Here is a 21,601-nt window from a genome sequence, read left to right as displayed (position 1 = left end):
GTTCCCGTTCGCCGTCCCGTTCGCAGTCCGCGTTCTCTTCGTGCACGCCCCTTTCCAGCACACCCTCAGCCTGGAGGCGCATCACGTGACACGTACTCCCGTCATCCTCGACACCACCGGCCGCCATCTGTACGCGCAGGCCGACTCGTTACGCGACGCGGGCCCGGCCGTGCGCGTGGAGATGCCGTCCGGGCTCGTCGCCTGGTCCGTCACCCGTGGGGCGGTCGCCAAACGGCTGCTGACGCACCCTCAGGTGTCGAAGGACGCCCGCAGGAGCTGGCCCGGGTACCGGCCCTGGGCCGTGCCGTGGCTGGCCGCGTGGGTGGACGTCGTCTCGATGTTCACCAGTGACGGCGCCGACCACCAGCGGCTGAAGGCGCTGGTCGGGCGGGCGTTCACGGCACGGCGCATCGCGGCGATGCGTCCGGCGGTCGAGCGGATCGTCGACGATCTGCTGGACGGCATGGAGGCCGCGGCGCCGGGTTCGGTCGTGGACCTGCGCGCCCGGTTCGCCTATCCGGTTCCCACCCGGGTGATCTGCGATCTGTTCGGCGTCCCGGCGGAGCAGCGGCCGGAGATGCTGCGGGTCATCGACTCCGTGCTCGACCACAGCGTCTCCGATGCGGAGGCGGCGAAGAACCGGGACGCCATGTTCGCGGCGATGCACGCCCTGATCGCTGCAAAACGCTCCGCCCCCGGGTCCGACATGACCAGCGTGCTGCTCGCGGCGCAGGAGGAGGACGGCGACCGGCTCGGTGAGGACGAACTCGTCAGCACGCTCATCCTCATGATCGGCGCCGGATCCGAGACCGCCGTCTCACTCATCGGCCACGCCGTCGTCGAACTGCTCGCCCATCCGGACCAACTCGCCGTCGCCGTCGCCGATCCGGGCCGCTGGGACGACGTCACCGAGGAGACGCTCCGCAAGCACCCGCCGATCATGCATCTGCCGCTGCGCTACGCCACGGCCGACATCGCGCTCGGCGACGGGGTGACCATCGCGGCCGGGGACCTCGTCCTGATCGGCTTCGGCGCGCACGGCCGCGATCCCGGCGTCAACCACGACCCCGACCGGTTCAGCATCGACCGCGAGGACCGCGAGCATCTCGCGTTCGGCCACGGGATCCATCACTGCCTCGGCGCCCCGCTCGCCCGGCTGGAGGCGCGGGTCGCCCTGCCCGCGCTGTTCGCCCGCTTCCCGCACCTGCGCCTGGCCGCCGACCCCGACGCCCTCCGGCAGCCCTCGTTCATCGGCAACGACTACCGGACCCTGCCCGTGCACCTGCGTCCGGCCGCCGACGAGGCGCCGGACCACCCGCAGAACGGTGCCCGGCCGGGACGCTGACGTCGTATACCTGCCAGCCTCCACCACCCCCGGACTGCTGGACTGATCGTGCAACGGCGGTCCTTCACGGGTGGAGAAACATGGGCTCGACAACCAGCGTCGGCACGCACACGCACGGCGGAACCGGTTCGCCTCCGGCCGGGGCTCCCCCGGCCGGATGGCCGGCCGTGGTCGCGGTGACGCTCGGCATCTTCTCGATCGTGACGACCGAGATCCTGCCGATCGGGCTGCTCACCGAGATCGGGGCCGGGTTCACCGTCTCCGACGGGGTGGCGGGGCTGACGATGACGATGCCGGGCTTCCTCGCGGCCGTCGCCGCGCCCGCGGTGACGGTGGCGACGGCGCGCGTCGACCGGCGTCTGATGCTGTGCGCGCTGACGGGCCTGCTCGCCGTCGCGAACTTCCTGGCCGCGGCGGCGCCCGTCTACGGTCTCGTCCTGGTCTCCCGGGTGCTGGTCGGCATCGTCATCGGCGGCTTCTGGTCCATCGGGGCCGGCCTCGCCGAGCGGCTGGTCGCCCCGGCCGCGGCCGGCCGGGCCACCGCGGTGATCTTCTCGGCGGTGCCCCTGGGCTCGGTCCTGGGCGTGCCCGCGGGTACGTTCATCGGTGAACTGGCGGGCTGGCGCACGGCGTTCGTCGTGATGGGCGCCCTGACCCTCGCCGTTCTCCTTCTGCTGCTGCTGTTCCTGCCGCCCCTGCCCGCGCGCCGGGTGACGCGGCTGAGCGTGCTGCGCGGGGCGCTGCGCGGCGCCGGTACCCGCCGCGCGCTGCTGCTGACCTTCCTCGTCGTGCTGGCGCACTTCGGCACGTACACGTACGTGACCCCGTTCCTCGAGCGGGTGACGGGGGCCGGCCCGGCCCGGATCACGGTGTTCCTGCTGGTCTACGGTGCCGCGGGGATCGCCGGGAACTTCGCGGGCGGCGCCGTCGTCGGCCGTCACCCGCGGGCGGCCTTCGGTCTGGCCGCCGGTTCGATCGCCGCCGGGACGCTGCTCCTGCCGGTCCTGGGGCACGGTTCGGTGGGTGCCGTGGCGCTGCTGATCCTGTGGGGCGCCGGCTACGGCGCCGTCCCCGTCTGCTCCCAGACGTGGTTCGCCCGGGCGGATCCGGACGCCCCGGAGGTCGCGTCGGTCCTGTTCACGGCGTCCTTCCAGGCGACGATCTCGACGGGAGCGCTGGTCGGCGGCTTCGTCCTGGACCGCAGCTCTCCGTCGACGGTGATGGTGCTCGGCGGCATCACCGCGTCCCTCATGGTCGTGTCGGTCTGTTCGACCCGCGCGTCCCGCGCTCGTACTGCCGACGGCGGCGGTCGGGCGTAGCGTCGGAGGGGTGAGTGGAATCGATGCGGACCGACAGTGGACGCGGGGCATGCCCGACGCCTACGAGCGTCATCTGGCCCCCGTGTTCTTCCGGCCCTTCGCCGCGGACCTGGCGGCCAGGGCGGCGACCCTGCGTCCGCGCCGGGTCCTGGAGATCGCCGCGGGCACCGGCGCGCTGACCTCCGCCGTCCTCGCCGTGGCCCCGGACGCGACGGTCGTGGCGAGCGATCTCAACGAGGCGATGGTCGCGTGCGGTGCGCAGCGGGCTCCCGGGGCCGAGTGGCGGCAGGCGGACGCGCAGGAGCTGCCGTTCGATGACGGCGCCTTCGATCTCGTCCTGTGCCAGTTCGGGGTCATGTTCTTCCCGGACCGGCCCGCCGCGTACGCGGAGGTGCGCAGGGTGCTCGTGCCGCAGGGACGGTTCCTGTTCAGCAGTTGGGGGCCGGTGGCGTCGCACGGTTTCGGGGCGGCGTTCCAGGCGGCGCTGGAGCGGGCGGTCCCGGACGGGGCGCCGAGGTTCCTGCCGGAGATTCCGCACGGCTACAGCGATCCGCACGTCGTGACGGAGGATCTCGCGGCCGCGGGGCTGGCCCTCGACTCCGCGGTGGAGGTGACGCTGGACGGTGTCGCGGAGTCGGCCGCCTCCGTGGCCGCGGGGTTCCTCACCGGTACGCCGGTCGGCGTGGCGATCTCGGGCCGCGCGGACGCGGAGGCCGTCCGGGCCTCCGTCACGCGGGACATGACGGAGCAGCTCGGCTCCGGCCCCGTGACGGCCGCGATGACGGCGACGGTCTACACGGCACACCGCCCGGGCTGATCCGGACAGGGCGCCCGAACAGAACCGCCGGCTACGGGAGCGGCTCGCCCGTGCCGTGTTCGCCGTCGTCCTCGCGCTCCGTGTCCTCGGTCATGAACTCCGCCACGAGCTCGGCCGGGTTGGCCGCGGAGGTCAGGGCGAACATCGCGTCCGGTTCGAACATGTCGTAGAGGAGCACGGGCAGCGGCCGCCCGAGGGCCGCGACGATCCGGCCGCTGTCGTGCAGGTGCCGGGCCGCCTTCACGCACACCTCGTAGAACCACTCGCACAGTTCCTCGTCGCGTTCGCCGGGCTCGTCGCCGTCCTCGTACCAGAGGCCCTGGGCCAGCGCCTCGCGGCGGAACGCCTGCGCGCCCTGCCCGTCCTGGCCTATGGCCCGGACACCCTCGAGGCCGGTCGGCGGGAAGTAGGCGTAGCTCCAGCGGGCCTCCCAGGCGTCCGGTGTCTGCCCGGCGGCCTCCGCCGCGTCCGCCTCGGTGGTGTAGCCGATGGCCAGGTACGGGTGGCGGGGGTCCTGGTCGATGCTGTCGAGGCGGAACGTCACCGCGTAGATGCCGCGGTCCGCGGGGAACGTCCCGACGATCTCCTCCGCGTTCTGCCTCACGTACTCCGCGAACCTCATGCCCTCTCCCCGTTCAGCCGTCACCCCAGCACCGTAGCCCGCGGCCGGAGCGGCTCAGGACTCGGGCGCGTCCCGGTAGAGGCGGACGGTGCGGAGGATCTTCTTCACCGTGGCGTCGTCGACCTCGTCCTTCACGTTCTGGGCGCCGATGAAGGACCAGGACACGACCTTGCCCTGGGGGTTCTTGAAGGCGAAGGTCGTGGACTTGCCGTCGGTGGCGCACTTGTGGCGCTTGTCGGCTCCGGCGGACCAACTCGACGCCAGGCGGCCGCTGATGCCCGACGCGGTGGTGTACGACTCGACCGGGCCGGTCCGCACCTTCTTCTTGTCCGGCTGGGCGTAGAGGCCGTAGACCCAGGCGGAGGAGTCGTGGCGGGCCACCTGGTCGACGCTCGCGGCGTCCTGGTTGCGGCGGCTGCCCGCGCCCGCGAGTGCGGTGTCCTCCTTGGTGCCGTCCTGGTCGACGTCGTCCGTGCACCACTTCTCCTGGAGGTAGGCCGGACCCTGGAAGGCGACCAGAGGAGTGTCGGAGGGGTCGTCGTCGTCCGCGGTGTAGGCGACCCAGCCGGGCGACTTGAGGCCCCACTCGGGCGGGACGTCGAAGGCGATGTGCGTGGTGGGGTTGGCGACGACCTTCCAGCCGTCGACGGTCGGCTGCGGGCCCTGGGACTGACGGGGGTTGCCGCTGGGCCGGGTGCTGCTGTCGTCGGACGCCGAGGCGGACGGGGTGGTGGGGCCGGCGTCGCTCTTGTCGTCGTCGTTCGTGAGGAACACGATGCCGGTCGTTATGACGGCGGCCAGGGCGACCAGGACGGCGATCACCGCGCCGACGGTCCGGCCCCCGCCCTTCTTCGGCGGCCCGCCCGGCGAGGCGGGGACGGGCGGCATCGCTCCCTGGGTGGGGGCGTCGTGCTGCTGGGGGAAGCTCGGCACCGTAGGGGTGTACGGGTTCGGCTCCTGCGGGTTGTGCCCGCCGCCGGGGTACTGCGCTCCTTGGCTCATGGGGAGCAACGATAGGCATGTGCCTCCTGAGGTTCATGGGGCTCCGCATGTGTTCTCCCTCTCGTCCGGCCCGACTGCCGCACGACACACCCGAACTGATGACCCATCAGTTCATGCGGTCGTCATGTGCCCTTCCTGACTGCGCTACGTTTCCCGTCATGACCGGACTCGGACCTGTTGCCTGGCCGCCCGCCCCGATCAGGACCGGGAGGCTCGTGCTCCGCGAGTCCGCGGCCTGCGACCGTGCGGCGTTCATCGAGCTGTTCGCCTCGCCCGAGGTGGGCCGGTACGTCGGTGGCGCGCGCCCGCGGGACGAGCTGGAGCGGGCGGTGCCCGAGGTGCCCGGGCGGCGGCCCGGCACCTTCGTCGTCGAGCTCGACGGCGCGATGATCGGCATGGTCACGCTCGGCCGGCGCGACGCCGAGCGCCCGGGACACGTCCGTCCCGAGGCCGGCGAGGCGGAGCTCGGCTACCTGTTCCTGCCCGGGGCCTGGGGCCGCGGGTACGCCGCCGAGGCCTGCGCGGCCGTGCTCGCCTGGTGCGCGCAGGAGCTCCCGGGCGAGCCCGTGGTGCTCTGCGCGCAGAGCGCCAACGGGCCCGCCACCCGGCTCGCGCGGAAGCTGGGCTTCTCCGAGGCCGAGCGGTTCGAGGAGTACGGGGCCGAGCAGTGGTTCGGCGTCCTGCCGTCCCCCTCAGGGCCTGAGTTCGGCTGAGTCGGCCGGGGCGGACGGGGCCGGTTCCGTCGGGTGTGCCTCGGCGCGGGCGCGCGTGCGGGGCACCGCCGTGGCGAGGGCCACGGCCAGCAGGCCCACGAGGAGCAGGGCGAGCGCGGCCCCGGAGTGGTCGATGACGACACCGGCGGCCGCGGACGCCAGGGAAGCGCCCAGGTTCACGGCCGTGTTGATCCAGGTGGACGCCTCGGTCTGGCTGGATTCCGCGACGACCGTGTCCGCGACGAGGTACCCGGTGATCAGGGACGGGGCGAGGCAGAGGCCGACGAGCGCCAGGCCCGCCGCGAAGAGCACCAGGGTGTCGAGCCGGGACACGATCACGGCGGCGACGCCCATGCTCACGCACAGCGCGAACAGGCGGGTTCCGATGCCCGCCTTGAGCCTCAGCTGCCCGTAGACCAGGCCGCCGATCGCGCTGCCGCCCGCGAACGCCGCGAGGAGCCAGCCCGAGGCCTCGACCGCGCCGTGCCGGGCGGCGACGGCCGGTGCGGCGATCTCGGCGACCCCGAGCACGGCGCCCACCCCGAGGAGCGCGAGCAGGATCCGCGCGAATCCGGGCTGCCGCAGCGGGCGCTCTCCGCGCCGCTGGGTGGCCCGTGAACCGCGCAGCGCCTTGGAGGAGGCGCTGGTGGTCATCGCGGCGGTGCCGAGCAGGACAGCGGCGGCGGTCACCCACAGTCCGGCGGCCGGCGAGGCGGCCGTGATGACGGCGGTGATGACGACGGGGCCCGCAACGAAGAGGAGCTCCTCACACACCGCGTCGATGCTGAACGCCTTGGTGCGCTGGTCCCCGGCCTCGGTCAGCGAGGCCCAGATCCTGCGCATCGCCGCTCCCAGCGGGGGCGCGGTCAGTCCGATCACCAGGCTGAGGGCGAGATACCAGGTGCCCGCGACGCCTTCGGCGCGGGTGAGGAGCGCGAGTCCGGCGAAGCCCGCGGCGTGCCCGGCGGACAGGGCGGTGAGGGCGACGCGCTGGCCGAACCGGTCGACGGACCGGGCGCGCCAGGGGGCGGCGACGACGTTGGCCGTTCCGAACACGGCGGTGGCGAGGCCGGCCTGGGCGTACGAGCCCGTCCGGTCCTGCACCGTGAGGAGGAGGGCGAGGCCGCCCATCGCCAGGGCGGAGCGGGCGAGGAGCGCGGGCAGGAAGGCGCGCAGGGCGCCGGGGAGCAGAAGCACGGTGAGCACGGGAGGGGCTCCAGGGATGTGCGACCGGGGTGGGCCTCGGAGGTGCCGTGGCCGGTCGGCGGATCTGACGGACGCGGGGCCCGGGAGGGAAGCGCGCAGCGCACCCTGGGCGGACCGGAACCTGAGCGGGAGGAACTCAGGGCCGTCAGATGAACATCACGATGAGCACCCCGGGATCGTAGCCGACCGCCGGCCGCCGTGTCCGGCGAACGAGGACTCCCGCGTCTCCGCAGCCCGGGGCCGGCCATCGGACCGGTCGGCGCGGGCCGCTGACCTGGATGCTCGCGTCCGGGCCCGTGGGCGCGCTCGTAGGATGAGCCGTCCTGGTGTCCGTGGGTCCGCGGATGCGTGGGTCCGCGGATCCGTGTGCGTAGGTCGGTGAGGGAGGGCGAGGGTGCGCGCTGCCGTGGCCGGTTCTGCCGGTGCGCCGGCCGAGGTCGTGGCGGTCCGGGAGGTCGCCGGGCCCGGACTTCCCGGCGCGGGCGAGGTCGTCGTGCGGATGCTGGCGGCGACCGTCAATCCGTCGGACCTGGTGACGATCTCGGGGGCGTACGGGTCGCGTACGACGTTCCCGATGGTGCCCGGGTTCGAGGGGGTCGGGGTGGTCGACGCCGTGGGTCCGGGCGTGCCGGGCTCGGCCGTGGGGCGGCGGGTGCTGCCGCTCGGGTCGGCCGGGGGCTGGCAGGAGTTCAAGCGGGTCGAGCACGCGTGGTGCGTCCCGGTGCCGGACGATGTGCCCGACGAGGTCGCCTGCTTCGCGTACATCAACCCGCTGACGGCGTCACTCATGGTCGAGCGCTTCTGTCCGCCGGGCACGCGCGGCGCGGTCGTCACCGCCGCCACGTCGGCGATCGGCGGGCATCTCGCCGAGCTGCTCGCGGAGCGCGGCGTCGCTCCGGTCGGGATCGTGCGGGGAACGCCGGGGCGGGCCGTGGCAGACCCCTCGCTGTGGCGGGACGTGATCCCCACGAGCGATCCGGGGTGGCGCGCCCGGCTCCGGGAGGCGCTCGGGCCGCGGGGCGCCGGGGTCGCGTACGACTGCGTCGGGGGCGATGTGGGCGGCGACGTGCACGCGCTGACCGCGCGGGACGGGGCCTTCGTGCATTACGGGCTGCTGTCGCGGGCGCCGCTCCCGGCCGCGTGTTTCTCCGGCGACGGCGCGCGCGTGGAGTTGTTCCGTCTGCGCGACGTCGTGCACCGGTCGGAGGCCCGGCGGCTGCCCGCTCTGATGGCCCCGGTCTTCGAGCATCTGCGCCGCGGACGCCTGCGTACGGCGATCGGGCCGCGGATCGCGCTCGGTGAACTGACCGCGTACTTCGAGGCGGAGCGCGACGCGGGCGCGGCGGGCCGGCCTCCCGGGAAGGTCCTGATCGACCCGCGGCGGTGACGGCCTTCCGCCGTGTCACGCGAACAGGGTGAAGAGGACCTCGTCGACGTCCTCGCCGCGGCCGTGTGCGAAACCCCGGTCGGTGCCGGTGCGTTGGAAGCCGCACTTCTCCAGGACCCGGACGGAGCCGGTGTTGTCGGCGGCCGCGCGGGCGTGCAGCGGGCGTTCGGGGGCGAGGGCGATCAAGGCGCGCAGGGCGGCCGTCGCGACGCCCCTCCCCCAGTACTGCCGGCCGATCCAGTAGGTGACCTCGCGGTCCTCGGGCGGGCCGAACACGGCGACGTGGCCGAGGATCTCGCCGCCTTCGCCCTCGACGGTGCGCAGGAGGACCGACGGGTCCTGCCGGTTGCGGTTCCAGTGGGAGTGGAAGGCGGGGCTGTCCGTCGGGTCCTTGGCCGTGAAGGCGGCCCACCGGATGCTCTCGGGGTCGTTCATCTGCACGAAGAAGACGGGCAGATCGGAGTCGAGCACGACGCGCAGCGTCACGTCCATCGGTGCCTCCTGGCCGGGTCGGGAGCATCGCTTCGCTCGCATCGGGAACACCTGGATGCTCCCACCGTCGACCGGCCTCCGGCCAGGCCCCGGTGCCGGTGTCAGACGGTCACCAGCGGACCGGGAGGGTCCGCGGGCCGCGGATGAGGCCCTCGCGCTGGAACTCCACCTCGTCGGGCGCGACGGCCAGACGCAGGTCCGGGAACCGGCGCAGCACCGTCGTGATCATGACGTCGGCCTCCATCCGGGCCATCAGCGCGGCGAGACAGAAGTGCGGGCCGTTGCCGAAGGCCAGGTGCCCCGGGCCCGGGCGGTCGAAGTCCAGCTCGTCGGGGGACGGGAAGACCTCGGGGTCGCGGTTGGCGGCGACGTAGGCGTTGTAGACGACGTCGCCCTCCTTGATGAGGTGACCGCCGAGTTCGACGTCCTCCAGGGCGATGCGCGGGATGCCGACGCCGTTGCGGTGCGGGACGTAGCGGTAGAGCTCCTCCACCGCCTTCGGCACCAACGCCGGTTCCCTGCGCAGGCGTTCGAGCTGCTCGGGGTGGGTGAGCAAGGCGTACATCATCGAGCCGCTGTTGTTGCGCACGGCGTGACCGCCGCTGACGTAGACGGCCATGGCCAGGGAGATCGCCTCGTCGTCGGTGATCTCGCCCGAGGCGGTCGCCTCGGCGAGGACACCGGCGAGGTCGTCGCGGGGTTCGTCGCGGCGTCGGCACAGCAGGTCCACGACACGGTCACGGGTGGCCGTGCGGGCCGCCTGGTTGCGTTCCTTGGCGTCCGCCTTGGACAGCAGGGCCTCGGAGTTCCCGGCCCAGGCGCGCCAGTCGCCCTCGTCGACGCCCAGGAACCAGCAGACGACGGCGATGGGGAGCGGGGTGTGCAGGCACTCCATCAGGTCGGCGGGCGAGCCCGCTTCCTCCATGGCGTCCAGCAGCTGGTTCGCGATGCGTTCCGTCATGGGGCGCAGTCGTTCCATGCTGCGGGCGGTGAAGGCGCGGGCCACGACGCGGCGCAGGCGGGTGTGCCGGGGCGGGTCGATGTACTGGAGTCCGGCGGTGTGCGACGCGACGGGCGTCGGGGCCATCGTGGTGACGGGCCGGCCGACGACCTGTTCCCGGGAGAAGCGCGGGTCGGAGGTGACGAAGCGGACGTCCTCGTAGCGGGTGACGAGCCAGGCGTGCCCGGAGCCGTAGGGCAGTCGGATCCGGGTGACGGGCTCGTCGCGCAGGACCTCGTCAAGGAAGGGGTCGGGGGTGAGCCGGTCCAGGTCCTCGACGGGCCAGAAACGAATCGCGGGCGACGACGGTGCAGAGGTCGATTCGAGTGTCATCGGCCGTCCATTCCTTCTCGGGCTGCTGGCGTTCCCGGCCCGGTGTCCTCCGGCGCCCGGATTCCTGGAAGCCTGCCCGGCGGCCTGGCGGACCGCACGCCGTCGGCTCCATTCGGGCGACGGCGTGCGGGGCCCTCGGCTACAGGTCCGCGCAGATGCCGCGCGCCTTCTCCAGGTCCTTCTCGACCGTCGCGTCGAACTCGAAGACGCGGGCCTGGCGGTTCTGCGCGCGACGCATGGCCTCGGCGAGCGGGCGGTACTCGGCGTCGCCCGCGGCGGCGGCCGCGGACAGGGTGCCCGCCGCGCTGTAGCGGTTCAGGGCGATGTCGCCCTGCGCGCCCTTCGTGCCGTACTTCTTCTCGTCGAAGCCGTCGAGAGCCCGGCAGGCGGCGCGGGCGTCGTCGGCCGGGGCGGTGCCCTCGGCGGTGGTGCCGCTGTCCCCGGTGAGCGCCCACGCCGCGGCGACTCCCCCGCCGCCGAGCACGAGCCCCGCCAGCAGCGCGACGACCACGGCGGTCGTACGGCCGCGCGGGGCCGGGGGTGCTGCGGGGTGGGGTGCCTGGGCGGGGGCGCCTTGCGGCTGCTGTGGGTACATCCGGCCCAAGATAGTGCGGGCCCTGCCGGGGCCCGCCGCGGGGTCGCCGGACGTCCGTCACGCCATGTCGCTAGGCGGGCTTCAGGTCGGTGATCTTCCGGGTCCGCAGATCCGTCTGCACCTTGATCTTGGTGATCTCGGGGTGTCCGCCGTCGCTCCAGGTGAGGGTGACGAGCGCGGTGGCGTGCCCGGCGCCCGAGCCCGTGTACGCGACCGACCACTTCACCGGCACGTTCTGCGCGAAGAGGATGCCGTCGGCGTGCTCGCGCGCCTCGTAGGCGGCCACCTTCTTCTGCTCGGCGGTCGAGAGGTAGAACCTGCGCAGCGCCTTGGCCTGGGCGCCCGCGGCGGGGTCGCCGGTGCTCCACACGGCGTCGATGTAGGCGCCGTAGAAGTCGGCCACGCGGTCGGTCACGTTCCTCGGGTCGCCCTGCACGGGTGTCGGCGCTGCCGTCGACGCGTGCCGGGTGGCGGGCGCGGGGGCCGGGCCGGCGAGCGCGGGTGTGACGGCGGCCAGTCCGAGGGCCGCGGCGAGGGAGCCCGCGACGAGCAGACGGGTGCGGAGGTTCTTGTGCATCGGAAGTGCCTTCCCCGTACGACGTACATGTGCCGCCCGGGACGATGCGTTCCTCCCGGGCTTTCGGTCACAGGCAAAGATGTCCAATAGAGGGGGCCAGTTCCAGTAACACCCCTCTTGTTTCGGATTTTTCTCGATGCGCCGCGATATCGCTTACCGCCGCTTATCAACCGGAAATAGGTTGTGCTCGAAAGGGAAAAAGGACGGCAAAAACTAATGCCGTGGAACGGGCGCGGCGAGATCGGCTAGCGTGCGCCGCCATGGGTGAACTCATAGTGATCCGGCACGGCCAGACCGAGTGGAGCCTGTCGGGTCAGCACGCCGGCCGGACCGACGTACCCCTGACGGAGGCGGGCGAGGCGGCGGCCAGGTCGCTGGCGCCGAGGCTGGCGGGCCGGCGTCTCACGGCCGTGTTCAGCAGCCCGTTGAGCCGCGCTCTGCGCACGGCCGAACTGGCCGGCCTGACGGACGCGAAGCCCGACCCGGACCTGCTGGAGTGGGACTACGGCGGTTACGAGGGCCTGACCGCCGAGCAGATCAGGGCGTCGCGGCCGGACTGGGACCTGTGGCGGGACGGAGTCGTCCCCGGTGACGCCGGACATCCCGGCGAGCGGCTCGACGAGGTCGCCGCGCGGACGGACGCGGTGCTCGACCGAATCCGCCCGCTGCTGAGCGAGGGCGATGTCGCGGTCGTCGCGCACGGCCATCTCGCGCGCGTGCTCACTGTGCGCTGGCTCGGCCTCGACCCGTCCGCGAGCCGACTCCTCGGCCACCCGCACCCGGGCACCCTCAGCTTCCTGTCCTCGGAGGACGGCCAGCCGTGCATCGCCGGGTGGAACGTGCCGTAACGGTACGGGGCCCGGTCCCGCCCGGGCCCCCTAGGATCGCCGGATGTCTGATCTCCACGCCGTCCCCTACCTCGTCCACGGCCCTCGGGTGGCCATACGCACTCTTCACCTCGCGGACCACACCGAGTTGGCGGCGCTGGCCCGGGAGAGCGCCGTGACGATGCGCCGCTGGCTGGGCGTGGGCGAGCGCACGGAGGCCGAGTTCGCCGCGTACATCGAGCAGATCGCGCAGCCCTCCCGTGAGGGGTACGCGATCTGCCGGAGCGACACCGGCGCGATCGTCGGCACCGTCAACATCAACAACATCGTCCGGGGCGGCCTGCAGTGCGGGACGCTCGGCTACACCGCGTACGCGTCGACCACGGGCCGCGGCTACATGACGGAGGGGCTGCGGCTCGTCGTCCGGTACGCGTTCGAGCACCTGGATCTGCACCGCCTGGAGGCCAACATCCAGCCGGACAACGAGGCTTCCCTCAATCTGGTGCGGCGGCTGGGGTTCCGCCGCGAGGGGTTCTCGCCCGCTTTCCAGCGGATCAACGGTGAGTGGCGCGACCACGAACGCTGGGCGCTGACGCGGGACTAGGGCCCTTCTTTCGGATCAGGCTGGGCTCGCGGGGATCAGAGTCCCAGGTCGAGCGCGAGGCATGAGTAGAACTTCCACTGGCCCTCGGGGTCGTACGTGGCGTTCGCCCTCGCCGCCGCCTCCGTGTCCGCGCCTTCGCTCATGTCCTCGAAACGGACCCGCTCGGGCAGCTTGCCGAACCGTGCGCTGCGGGCCGCCGCGGCGGGGTCCGCGATGCCTTCGTGACTCATGACCGTCCTCCACCTCGTGGATGCGCCCTGCTGTAGCCGGACACATGTCAGTCTCCTCACACCTGCATAACCGGTCAAGACGGTGACGCTCGATCGTGCGGACAGCCCAGGTGTGCGGGACGGGAATCTCCCCTCCCGCCCGTCGAGCGGAATCGAACGGGGCACCTTGTCACTGTCGGCGTCGTTCATCGAGGCGGGCGACGACCTTCCCGCCCTACGACCTGAGGGGTTCTGATGCACGAGCTCGCGGACGCGATCGAATCGGTGGAGCAGTTGACGGTGGGCTGGCGCGCCCTGGTCCTCGACCGGGACCCGGAGGCGGACGTGCGCGATCTGCCGGGGATCGCCGTGCGCTGGGCCGACTGCCGGTTCGCGTTCTGGAACTGTCTGACGTTGACCGAGGCGGGCCTCGGCACCGGCCTGATGCGGCGGCGGCTCGCGGAGGCGGCCGGCATCATGCGGTCGAAGCGGCACCCGGGCTTCCTGTGGGTCTTCGACGACCTCCTCCAGGACGACGCCCGGGCCGAACTCGACTCGGCGGCCGCGCAGACGGGCCTGGAGCACGCCTTCCCGGGCACGGGCATGGCCGGCAGCTTCCTTCCGGTGCCCGATCCGGTCCACCCGGACCTGACCTTCGTACGGGTGTCGTCCGAGGAGCAGTTGCGGGCGTTCGCGGACATCAACTCGCGGGCGTACGGCTTCCCGTTGGAGGACGGCCGGGACGGGCTCGCGGGGTCCCGGCTGTGGCACGAGGACGTGTACGCGTATCTGGGGCTCCGGGACGGTGAGCCGGTGACGTGTGCCGCGTCCGTCGAGACGGCGGGCCGGCTGTTCGTCGTCCTCGTCGCCACGGAACCGGCCTGGGAGCGCCGCGGTTACGGCGAGGCCGTCACCCGCAAGGCGCTGCACGAGGGCGCGCGGCGCACGGGCCTGACGCGGGCGACGCTGCACGCGACCGTGGCGGGAGCCCCGATGTACCCCCGCATCGGCTTCGAGCCGAACTCGCCGATGCGCTTCTACGCGCTCAAGAGCTGAGCCCGTGACCGCCCGGGGCGGCGGGGCCCGGGTCAGGCCGGGCTGCCGCTCCTGCGGGCGCGGTAGGCGGCCGCCTTGACGCGGTTGCCGCAGGTGCGCATCGCGCACCATTCGCGGCGGCGGCCGCGCGAGCGGTCGAGGTAGACCTGGGTGCATTCGGGGCGGGCGCACTCGCGCAACAGGGCGGCGTCGTCGCCTCCGAGGAGCTCGACGGCCTCGCGGGCGAGCGCGGACAGGCCCTGCGAGACGGTGCCCGTGCGGCGCACGCCGTCCGGGCCCAGGTGCACGCGCACGGGGAGTCCGGCGGCGTGGCGGTTCACCTCGGCGATGTCCGCGGGGGGCATCGACTCGCCGTCCAGCCGGGCCACGACGAGGGAGTGGATCGCCTCCCGGAGGCCGATCGCCGTGTCCAGGTCGAGCGCGTCCGCGCCCGGCGGCACGTCGAACATCGCGGACTCGACGAACCAGTCGTCCAGCAGCCCGGGCGTGGCCAGCTTCTCCAGGGGCGCGGCGTCGCGTCGCGCCCGGAGCGTGCCGACGAAGTCGAGCGGGAGCGACCCGCAGGGAAAGGCATGGTTCACATCACCATCTTGGCGGGTGACGTGACACGTGTGCAATGCCTCGGGCGGCCCCGCGCGTCGGGCCGTACGCAAGTGTCCGTTCGGGGGTTGCGACATACATCCCGGTTGTACGATGCGTGCCATCCGTCAGCACAACGGAGAGTGAGCCGGAAATGGCCAGTACACCAGCCGAGACGCTCCGGTCCCGGTACGTCGAGCAAGCCGCGTCGGATCTGGCGGAGAACCGGCGCCAGCAGCAGGAACTCACCGAGAAGATCAAGATGTTGAAGCAGGAGGAGGCTCTCCTCACCGACATCCTGAGCCTCACCGAGCGGTTCGAGGACCCGGCGACGGCGTCGTCCCGGCCGGCGCAGGAGGCACAGCAGAAACCTCGGGCACTGCAGGAAGTCGTGGACACCCCTCCCGTCGAGGTCCCCGCTCCGGCGCGCACCGCCGCGAAGTCGGCCGCGAAACCTGCCGCCAGGCCGGCCAGGAAGTCCGCCGCGAAGCCCGCTCCACGTAAGGCCACCAAGACGGCCAAGGCAGCCAAGGCCTCCAAGAGTGCGAAGTCCGCCAAGACCGCCAAGCCCTCCGCCGCTTCGGGAACGAAGTCCGGCGGCACGGCGGACTCCGGGGCGAAGCAGCCGGCCCGGCCCCTGCTCGGTGACCTCCTCGCGGAGTTGCTCGGGCGGTACGAGGAGCCGCGGCTCGCGAAGGAGCTCCGGGAGGAGTTGCTGGAGAAGCACCCCGATCGGACCCCGACGCCGCAGGTCGTGCGGAACACGTTGGAGGCGCTCGTGGCCAAGGGCCGTATCCAACGCCACAAGCAGCAGCGTTCGGTGATGTACACGCTGGTCGAGCAGGGCGCCGCCTGACGGGCCGGGCACACCGGCCGGTTCAGGAACGGGCGGGTGGCACAGGGCGGTCGGCCCCGGACCCGGCTCCGGCGCCGGCTCCGGACCCGCGGCGGAACTTGGCGCGGTACTCCCCCGGCCGCTGCCCCGTGTGCCGGACGAACAGGCCGCTGAAGGCGCCGACGTCCCGGTAGCCGACGTCGGCGGCGATCCTCGCCACCGTCCTGTCGGTCGTCTCCAGCAGGTGTCCGGCCCGGCGCACACGGGCCGCCTGCAGATGGGCGAGCGGTGTCTGCCCCGTCTCGTCGCCGAAGCGGCGGAGCAGGGTCCGCGTGCTGACGTGGAAGGTGCGGGCGAGCGCGGGCAGGTCGTAGCGGGCGTCGAGATGCTGGTCGAGCCAGCGTTTGACGTCCAGGGAGAACGTGCGGCCGGTGGTGGGGACGAGGGAGGTGTCGACGTACGGGGCCTGGGTGGAGCGGGCGTCGTCGACCAGTGCGATGCGGGCGGTGCTGCGCGCGACGGCGGGGCCGTCGTGTTCGCGGATGAACTGCAGCGCGAAGTCGTACATGGCGCTGAAGGCGGCCGTCGTCGTGATGCCCCGGTCGGTCACGACAAGGCGGTCGGGAGACAGGTGGGTGTCGGGGTGGCGGCGCGCGAAGCGGTCCGCGAACAGCCACGAGGTGGTGGCCTCCCGGCCGGCGAGCAGTCCGGCCTCGGCGAGGAGGAAGGCGCCGACGCACACGGACACGAGCGCCGTGCCCTCGGCGGCGTGTGCGCGCAGGGCGTCCAGCTCCGGGGCCAGTCCGGCGAGCGTCGCGTCGAGGTCGAGGGCGGGCGACAGTTCGAAGCCGGGGACGACGAGGACGTCCACCGGACGCATTGCCGCGACGTCGAGGGACCAGCCGCCTGAGGCGCGGACGCGGCGCCTGGGCGAGAGCACCGTCATCTCGTAGGCGGCCGGCGCCGTCTCGCGGGCTTTCGCCGCGACATGGCCCGCCATGGTCAGCAGGTCGGGGACGCCGTACACCTCGGACGCGAAACAGCCCGGGTAGGCGAGCACACCGACGCGGAGCGGGCTGGGGTTCACGGGCGTCTCCGGATCGTTCGGACAGGGTGCCGGACCGAGTGGAACGGGTGGCGATATTAGCCGGTCGGATGGCGATGTCGCCGCTTCCCGGGAGCCGCCGCGGCCGCGCACGATCAGCCGCATGACTGACACCACCGACAGACGAGAACTGCGCGACCCCCTGGACGACTTCGAGCAGCGGGTCGTCGGCGTGGACGGCGTGGAGAAGACCGTGTACGTGACCGGGGCGGGCCCGGCCGTCGTGCTGATGCCGGAGATGCCGGGCATCAGTCCCGACGTGGCGCGCTTCGCCCGATGGCTGAGGGAGGCCGGCTTCTCGGTGTATCTGCCGTCACTGTTCGGGGTCGACGGCGCGTATCCGCTGGCGGAGGCCAGGGAGACGGTCGTGCGGCGGGCGTGCGTCAGTGCCGAGTTCCGGGCGTTCGCCGGGGGCGGGACCAGCCCGGTGACCGGCTGGCTGCGGGGACTGGCGCGGCAGGCGCACGCCGAGCGGGGCGGGCCCGGGGTCGGCGCGATCGGCCTGTGCTTCACCGGGAACTTCGCGCTGACCATGGCGCTGGAACCCGTGGTGGTCGCGCCGGTCGTCAACCATCCCTCGCTGCCGCTCGACGACCCGGACGGCCTGGAGCTGAGCGCCGAGGACGCCACGGCGGTGGCCGAACGGGTCGGGCGGGACCGCCTGAAGGTGCTCGCCTACCGCTTCGAGAACGACTCCTGGTGCACCGGTCAGCGGTTCGCCGCGTACCGCGCGCTCCTCGGTGACGCGTTCGACGGGCGGGTGCTCGACGACGCGGACGCGAATCCCGCCCCTCCGCCGTTCTTCCGGGACGTCGTCGGCTGCGCGCACAGCGTCGTCACCGCTCACCTCGTCGACGAGGAGGGGCATCCCACGCGGCGGGCCCGGGACGAGATCATCGCCTTCCTCGGCGAGCGGCTCGGGGTGCCGTCGGCGGCCGGCGGGGCGTAGCGGGTCCCCGCCGGGCTAAAGCCGGTTGAGGACCGTGGCCCCGTACGGAAGGGTCTGCGGACATGGAGTTCTTCGTTTATCACCGGGACCGGGTCGGCTCGCTCGCGCTGCGTCAGGCGCTGCTGGAGGACCACTGGTCGTACATGGACGGGTTCGCGGCCGAACTGATCGCGCGCGGCCCGGTCTTCGAGGCGGACGGCGAGTCGCTCAGGGGCAGCGTGCACATCGCCGAGCTGCCGGACCCGGCCGCGGCCTGGGCCTTCGCCTGCGAGGAGCCCGGCTATCAGGCCGGGGCGTACCGGGACGTGATGGTGCGCCGGTGGCGCAACGAGCTGGGGCGCACGATGTGGGACTTCGCGGGCGGGCTCACCGGCGAGGACCGGTATCTGGTCCTCGGCCTCGGCCCGGAGGCGGGCGCCCGGTACGCGGTGCCGGCCGAACGGGAGGAACTGCTGGCGTTCGGCCCGCTCCTGTCCGACGACGGGGAGACGTGGTTGGGGACGGCCGCACTGGTGCGGGCCCCGGACGCGGAGGCGGCGCGGGGTGTACTGGGCGCGGGTCCCTGGGCGCAGGTCGAGGTGCATCCGTGGGAGTGCGGCGGTCGCCGCTGACTCAGCTCGTCGCGGTGCAGGGCATCGGCGGGCACTGTGCCGACGCCGCACGGGCGGCTCTTGCCGCTCGGCGCCGCGCCGGACCCGGTGCGGGTGGACGCCGGGCGAGTGCTGTTCGGCACCCGCGCCGTGCGGGGACACCTGACGGGGGCGCCGGTCGAGAACGAGGACGACCTGGCATTCAGCGTGGCGGCCGGGGTCAGGCCGCGGATCGAGGGGTTCCCGCTGTCCGAGGCGCCGAAGGAGTACACGCACATGCCGGCGGGCCGGGCCCGCTTCCGCGCGGTGCTCGACGCGACCGGCTGAGCGGGCGGAGTTGCGCCCCGGGCCGGTCCGGGCAGGCTGGGTGAGAACGTGCCCCACACCGCAAGGAGCCGACCCCATGCAGATCGACCTGTCGGGACGTACCGCGCTGGTCACCGGTTCGACCCAGGGCATCGGTGCCGCGATCGCCACCGGGCTGGCCCGGGCCGGTGCCACCGTAGGGATCAACGGGCGGTCCGGGGACCGGGTCGAGGAGGCGATCGGGCGGCTCCGCGGGGACGCGCCGGGAGCGGAGTTCGTGCCGGTCACCGCCGACGTCACCACGGAGGAGGGCGCCCGGCGGGCCGCCGAGGCGCTGCCGCGCGTGGACATCCTGGTCAACAACCTGGGCATCTTCGACTCGGCGGACCCGCTGGAGATCACCGACGACGAGTGGCGCCGCTACTTCGAGGTGAACGTGCTGGCCGCCGTACGGCTCGTCCGCCAGTACCTGCCGGGGATGAGCGGGCGCGGCTGGGGCCGGATCCAGAACATCGCGAGCGACTCCGCCGTGGTGATCCCCGCCGAGATGATCCACTACGGCATGTCCAAGACGGCGCTGCTCGCGGTGACCCGGGGCTTCGCCAAGCAGGCCGCGGGCACCGGAGTGACCGTCAACTCGGTCATCGCCGGTCCGACGCACACGGGCGGGGTCGAGGACTTCGTGTACGGGCTCGTGGACCGGGACCTGGCGTGGGACGAGGCGCAGCGGGTCTTCATGCGCGAGTACCGTCCGCAGTCTCTGATCCAGCGCCTGATCGAGCCCGAGGAGATCGCGAACATGGTGGTCTATCTCGCCTCGGACCAGGCCTCGGCGACGACGGGCGGCGCGCTGCGGGTGGACGGCGGCTACGTGGACTCGATCCTGCCCTGACGTCCGGGCCCGCCCCGCTCACGGCCGGACTCGGTGTGCGCCTCCCGCTCCCGTCCGCGCTGACGCACGGTCACTCGTGTCCCGCGCGCGTGCCGGTGGGGGCGGAGTGCGGAATCCCCTCCGTGCCCCGCACTCCCCCGCCGTCCGTCCACTGCACCACACCCCTCTCGGACGCCACAACAGGAGGGAGATCTTCCGTTTTCCTCGCACCGAGACCGCGTGCGGGGCCGCGGGGCGACGGACCGTCAGGAGCGGGCGCTCCCGGGGGCGCGGGCTCGGGCAGGGTGCGGAAGAAGAGCCAGCTCAGGGCGGGCATGGCGATGAGCGGGGTCAGGGCGGTCTGCAAGGTGAGGGTGTCGGCGAGGCGGCCGAGCAGCGGACTGATCAGGCCGCCGATGCTGACGGTGAGTCCGAGCGTGACGCCGCCGGCCGTGCCGACGCGGGAGGGCAGGTAGTCCTGGCCCAGGGTGACCTGGAGCGAGAAGGGGACGTAGAGCCCGGCCGAGGTCAGGGCCACGAAGACGTACAGGGCGGGGCCCGGCACGTAGAGCAGTCCGGCCACGGCGGCCACGGTGAGCAGGTAGGACCAGCGGCAGACGCGGACACGGTCGTGGCGGTGGGCCAGGGAGCCGCCCAGGAGCGAGCCGACGGCGCCGCCCGCGAACAGGAGGAACAGCGCGGCGGTGCCCGCGCCCGAACTGCCGTGCATGCGCTGCCGTGTGTACAGGGCGACGAAGGTGCTCAGGCCGATGAAGACGACCGAGCGGGAGACGACGGCCAGCGAGAGTTTCAGGAAGGACCGCACGTCGTCCGGGCGGTCCGGTGCCGGAGCGGACGGGGGCGCGCCGGCCTGACGCCGGGCCGTCAGACGCAGCACGGGGGCGGCGAGGGCCGCGCCGGCGAGCGCGGGCAGGGCCAGGAACGGGGTCCAGCGCAGTGAGCCGTGACCGATGACGACGGACACCATGACGGGGGCCAGGGCGAAGCCGATGTTGCCGCCCAGGGAGAACCAGCTCATGGCGCGGTGGCTGCCCCGGCTCGCCAGCCGGGCCAGTCGGGCGGATTCGGGGTGGTAGGCGGCGACGCCGATCCCGGAGACCGCGACGAAGACGAGCGTGAGCGCGTACGAGCCGGTCACGCCGCTGAGCGCGATCCCGGCGCCGCCGAGGAGCGTGCCGGCCGGCAGCAGCCAGGGCATCGCCCACCGGTCGGTGAGCATGCCGAACACGGGCTGGGCCACGGACGACAGGAGCGACGCGGCGAGGACGAGACCGGAGGCGACGGCGTACGTGTAGGCGCGTTCGGCCACGAAGAACGGGATGAGGGACGCCACGGCGCCCTGGTAGATGTCGACGCAGGCGTGGCCCACGGAGAGCAGCAGGATCGAGGTGTTCCTTCGCACGTCCTCATCCTGCGAAGAAGGCACGGTGTCGCGCTTTCGATAAAGTGACAGGCGATGCAGAACATCCGCCACGAAGGCGCCGCGCGGGCGCCGGCCGCCGTCCGGCACACGAGCGTCGCGCCCACCAGCACACGGTGGCTGGCGTCCGGCGGGGAGATCGACGCCCATCGCCACGACGACCACCAGATCGTCTACGCGGGGCACGGCACCATCGCGGTGACGACGGACGCCGGTTCATGGGTGACACCCGCGACCCGCGCCATCTGGATCCCGGCCGGGACGGTGCACCGGCACCAGGCGCACGGCGAACTCGAACTGCACCTCGTGGGGCTGCCCGCCGCGCAGAACCCGCTCGCGCTGACGGAGCCGACGGTGCTCGACGTCAGTCCGCTGCTGCGGGAGCTGATCGTGGCGTACACGCGTGATCCCGAGGACGACAGCGCGCGGCGGGCGCGCCTGCGGGCCGTCCTGCTCGACGAGTTGAGGGTCGCGCCCGAACGGCCGCTGCATCTGCCCGCACCGGCCGCTCCCCTGCTGTGCGCGGTGTACGCCGTCCTGCGCGCGGACCCCGGTGACGCGCGGTCCCTGGAGGAGCTGGGACGGCAGGTCGGGGCGAGCGCGCGGACGCTCTCGCGGCTGCTCCGTGCCGATCTCGGGCTGACCTTCCCTCAGTGGCGCACCCAGATCCGGCTGCACCACGCGCTGGTGCTGCTCGCGGACGGCCTGTCCGTCACGGCGGTCGCGCACCGGTGCGGATGGTCGTCGGCGAGCACGTTCATCGCCGTGTTCCGCCGGACGTTCGGGCACACGCCCGGGTCGCGCCAGGGCTCCTGAGCGCG

At 73.0% G+C, this 21,601-nt stretch carries 25 protein-coding genes; 14 read left to right on the top strand and 11 right to left on the bottom strand.

The window, feature by feature from the left end; translation table 11 throughout:
- Positions 1-85: 85 nt before the first annotated feature.
- The 3 genes from IAG42_RS33875 (at position 86) to IAG42_RS33865 (ending at position 3,481) form a co-directional block, all read left to right on the top strand.
- Positions 86-1,345 carry a cytochrome P450 family protein gene (locus IAG42_RS33875; RefSeq protein WP_223206279.1) on the top strand — a complete coding sequence of 420 codons (1,260 nt, stop codon included), beginning with the start codon at positions 86-88 and terminating at the stop codon, positions 1,343-1,345.
- Between the two features lie 80 nt (positions 1,346-1,425).
- On the top strand, positions 1,426-2,664 hold the full coding sequence (locus IAG42_RS33870; RefSeq protein WP_188340773.1) for an MFS transporter: 1,239 nt from the start codon (positions 1,426-1,428) through the stop codon (positions 2,662-2,664).
- A gap of 49 nt (positions 2,665-2,713) precedes the next feature.
- Positions 2,714-3,481: a class I SAM-dependent methyltransferase gene (locus tag IAG42_RS33865; RefSeq protein WP_188341742.1), complete on the top strand. Its 768-nt coding sequence runs from the start codon at positions 2,714-2,716 to the stop codon at positions 3,479-3,481.
- A 31-nt stretch (positions 3,482-3,512) separates the two neighbouring features.
- On the opposite strand, the gene IAG42_RS33860 is transcribed toward IAG42_RS33865, so the two are convergent.
- Both IAG42_RS33860 and IAG42_RS33855 read right to left on the bottom strand, forming a co-directional pair.
- Positions 3,513-4,103 (bottom strand): hypothetical protein, encoded by a 591-nt coding sequence (locus IAG42_RS33860; protein ID WP_188340772.1) that lies wholly within the window; start codon positions 4,101-4,103, stop codon positions 3,513-3,515.
- A gap of 54 nt (positions 4,104-4,157) precedes the next feature.
- On the bottom strand, positions 4,158-5,105 hold the full coding sequence (locus IAG42_RS33855; protein ID WP_188340771.1) for a hypothetical protein: 948 nt from the start codon (positions 5,103-5,105) through the stop codon (positions 4,158-4,160).
- 158 nt (positions 5,106-5,263) lie between these two features.
- On the opposite strand from IAG42_RS33855, the gene IAG42_RS33850 reads away from it, so the two are divergent.
- Complete coding sequence (locus IAG42_RS33850; protein ID WP_188340770.1) at positions 5,264-5,818, top strand: GNAT family N-acetyltransferase; 555 nt, start codon at positions 5,264-5,266, stop codon at positions 5,816-5,818.
- Here the strand turns inward: IAG42_RS33850 and IAG42_RS33845 are convergent.
- Positions 5,798-7,024 carry an MFS transporter gene (locus tag IAG42_RS33845; protein WP_188340769.1) on the bottom strand — a complete coding sequence of 409 codons (1,227 nt, stop codon included), beginning with the start codon at positions 7,022-7,024 and terminating at the stop codon, positions 5,798-5,800. The two genes, IAG42_RS33850 and IAG42_RS33845, sit on opposite strands and share 21 nt — an antisense overlap.
- Before the next feature lie 394 nt (positions 7,025-7,418).
- Between IAG42_RS33845 and IAG42_RS33840 the strand changes: the two genes are divergently transcribed.
- A complete protein-coding gene (locus tag IAG42_RS33840) occupies positions 7,419-8,411 on the top strand; it encodes a zinc-dependent alcohol dehydrogenase family protein (RefSeq protein WP_188340768.1) in 993 nt (330 codons plus the stop codon).
- 15 nt (positions 8,412-8,426) lie between these two features.
- Here IAG42_RS33840 and IAG42_RS33835 read toward each other — a convergent pair whose 3' ends face one another.
- From IAG42_RS33835 to IAG42_RS33820, 4 genes are all read right to left on the bottom strand, one after another.
- A complete protein-coding gene (locus IAG42_RS33835) occupies positions 8,427-8,903 on the bottom strand; it encodes a GNAT family N-acetyltransferase (RefSeq protein WP_188340767.1) in 477 nt (158 codons plus the stop codon).
- A 109-nt stretch (positions 8,904-9,012) separates the two neighbouring features.
- Positions 9,013-10,236 carry a cytochrome P450 gene (locus IAG42_RS33830; RefSeq protein ID WP_188340766.1) on the bottom strand — a complete coding sequence of 408 codons (1,224 nt, stop codon included), beginning with the start codon at positions 10,234-10,236 and terminating at the stop codon, positions 9,013-9,015.
- Between the two features lie 139 nt (positions 10,237-10,375).
- A complete protein-coding gene (locus tag IAG42_RS33825; protein WP_223206278.1) occupies positions 10,376-10,831 on the bottom strand; it encodes a hypothetical protein in 456 nt (151 codons plus the stop codon).
- 70 nt (positions 10,832-10,901) lie between these two features.
- Entirely contained in the window at positions 10,902-11,408 is a 507-nt protein-coding gene (locus IAG42_RS33820; RefSeq protein WP_188340765.1) for a hypothetical protein, read from the bottom strand.
- Positions 11,409-11,668: 260 nt separating this feature from the next.
- Between IAG42_RS33820 and IAG42_RS33815 the strand changes: the two genes are divergently transcribed.
- The gene (locus IAG42_RS33815) at positions 11,669-12,256 is read left to right on the top strand and encodes a histidine phosphatase family protein (protein ID WP_188340764.1); all 588 of its coding nucleotides are present in this window, start codon (positions 11,669-11,671) and stop codon (positions 12,254-12,256) included.
- A gap of 43 nt (positions 12,257-12,299) precedes the next feature.
- Positions 12,300-12,839, top strand: a complete 540-nt coding sequence (locus tag IAG42_RS33810) for a GNAT family N-acetyltransferase (protein WP_188340763.1) — start codon at positions 12,300-12,302, stop codon at positions 12,837-12,839.
- Positions 12,840-12,874: 35 nt separating this feature from the next.
- Here the strand turns inward: IAG42_RS33810 and IAG42_RS33805 are convergent, their stop codons facing one another.
- Positions 12,875-13,069 (bottom strand): hypothetical protein, encoded by a 195-nt coding sequence (locus IAG42_RS33805; protein ID WP_188340762.1) that lies wholly within the window; start codon positions 13,067-13,069, stop codon positions 12,875-12,877.
- 234 nt (positions 13,070-13,303) lie between these two features.
- Between IAG42_RS33805 and IAG42_RS33800 the strand changes: the two genes are divergently transcribed.
- Positions 13,304-14,104 carry a GNAT family N-acetyltransferase gene (locus tag IAG42_RS33800; protein ID WP_188340761.1) on the top strand — a complete coding sequence of 267 codons (801 nt, stop codon included), beginning with the start codon at positions 13,304-13,306 and terminating at the stop codon, positions 14,102-14,104.
- A 32-nt stretch (positions 14,105-14,136) separates the two neighbouring features.
- Here the strand turns inward: IAG42_RS33800 and IAG42_RS33795 are convergent, their stop codons facing one another.
- Positions 14,137-14,685: a CGNR zinc finger domain-containing protein gene (locus IAG42_RS33795; protein ID WP_188340760.1), complete on the bottom strand. Its 549-nt coding sequence runs from the start codon at positions 14,683-14,685 to the stop codon at positions 14,137-14,139.
- A 152-nt stretch (positions 14,686-14,837) separates the two neighbouring features.
- Between IAG42_RS33795 and IAG42_RS33790 the strand changes: the two genes are divergently transcribed.
- A complete protein-coding gene (locus tag IAG42_RS33790) occupies positions 14,838-15,539 on the top strand; it encodes a hypothetical protein (protein ID WP_188340759.1) in 702 nt (233 codons plus the stop codon).
- 22 nt (positions 15,540-15,561) lie between these two features.
- Here the strand turns inward: IAG42_RS33790 and IAG42_RS33785 are convergent, their stop codons facing one another.
- Entirely contained in the window at positions 15,562-16,605 is a 1,044-nt protein-coding gene (locus tag IAG42_RS33785; RefSeq protein ID WP_223206277.1) for a GlxA family transcriptional regulator, read from the bottom strand.
- A gap of 121 nt (positions 16,606-16,726) precedes the next feature.
- On the opposite strand from IAG42_RS33785, the gene IAG42_RS33780 reads away from it, so the two are divergent.
- The 4 genes from IAG42_RS33780 to IAG42_RS33765 all read left to right on the top strand — a co-directional run bounded on the left by IAG42_RS33780 (position 16,727) and on the right by IAG42_RS33765 (position 19,360).
- The gene (locus IAG42_RS33780) at positions 16,727-17,572 is read left to right on the top strand and encodes a dienelactone hydrolase family protein (protein ID WP_188340758.1); all 846 of its coding nucleotides are present in this window, start codon (positions 16,727-16,729) and stop codon (positions 17,570-17,572) included.
- A 62-nt stretch (positions 17,573-17,634) separates the two neighbouring features.
- Positions 17,635-18,183, top strand: a complete 549-nt coding sequence (locus IAG42_RS33775) for a YciI family protein (RefSeq protein ID WP_188340757.1) — start codon at positions 17,635-17,637, stop codon at positions 18,181-18,183.
- Positions 18,184-18,219: 36 nt separating this feature from the next.
- Positions 18,220-18,489 (top strand): MDR/zinc-dependent alcohol dehydrogenase-like family protein, encoded by a 270-nt coding sequence (locus IAG42_RS33770; protein ID WP_188340756.1) that lies wholly within the window; start codon positions 18,220-18,222, stop codon positions 18,487-18,489.
- 76 nt (positions 18,490-18,565) lie between these two features.
- On the top strand, positions 18,566-19,360 hold the full coding sequence (locus tag IAG42_RS33765) for an SDR family NAD(P)-dependent oxidoreductase (protein WP_188340755.1): 795 nt from the start codon (positions 18,566-18,568) through the stop codon (positions 19,358-19,360).
- Between the two features lie 70 nt (positions 19,361-19,430).
- Here the strand turns inward: IAG42_RS33765 and IAG42_RS33760 are convergent, their stop codons facing one another.
- Entirely contained in the window at positions 19,431-20,762 is a 1,332-nt protein-coding gene (locus tag IAG42_RS33760) for an MFS transporter (RefSeq protein WP_188340754.1), read from the bottom strand.
- Between the two features lie 54 nt (positions 20,763-20,816).
- Between IAG42_RS33760 and IAG42_RS33755 the strand changes: the two genes are divergently transcribed.
- Complete coding sequence (locus IAG42_RS33755; RefSeq protein WP_188340753.1) at positions 20,817-21,596, top strand: AraC family transcriptional regulator; 780 nt, start codon at positions 20,817-20,819, stop codon at positions 21,594-21,596.
- The last annotated feature ends 5 nt before the right edge of the window (positions 21,597-21,601 follow it).

Origin of the sequence: Streptomyces xanthii (assembly GCF_014621695.1) — a bacterium.
Classification (GTDB): domain Bacteria; phylum Actinomycetota; class Actinomycetes; order Streptomycetales; family Streptomycetaceae; genus Streptomyces; species Streptomyces xanthii.
Note: the sequence above shows the minus strand (reverse complement) of the source record. Positions and strands in the feature narration are given on the sequence as shown.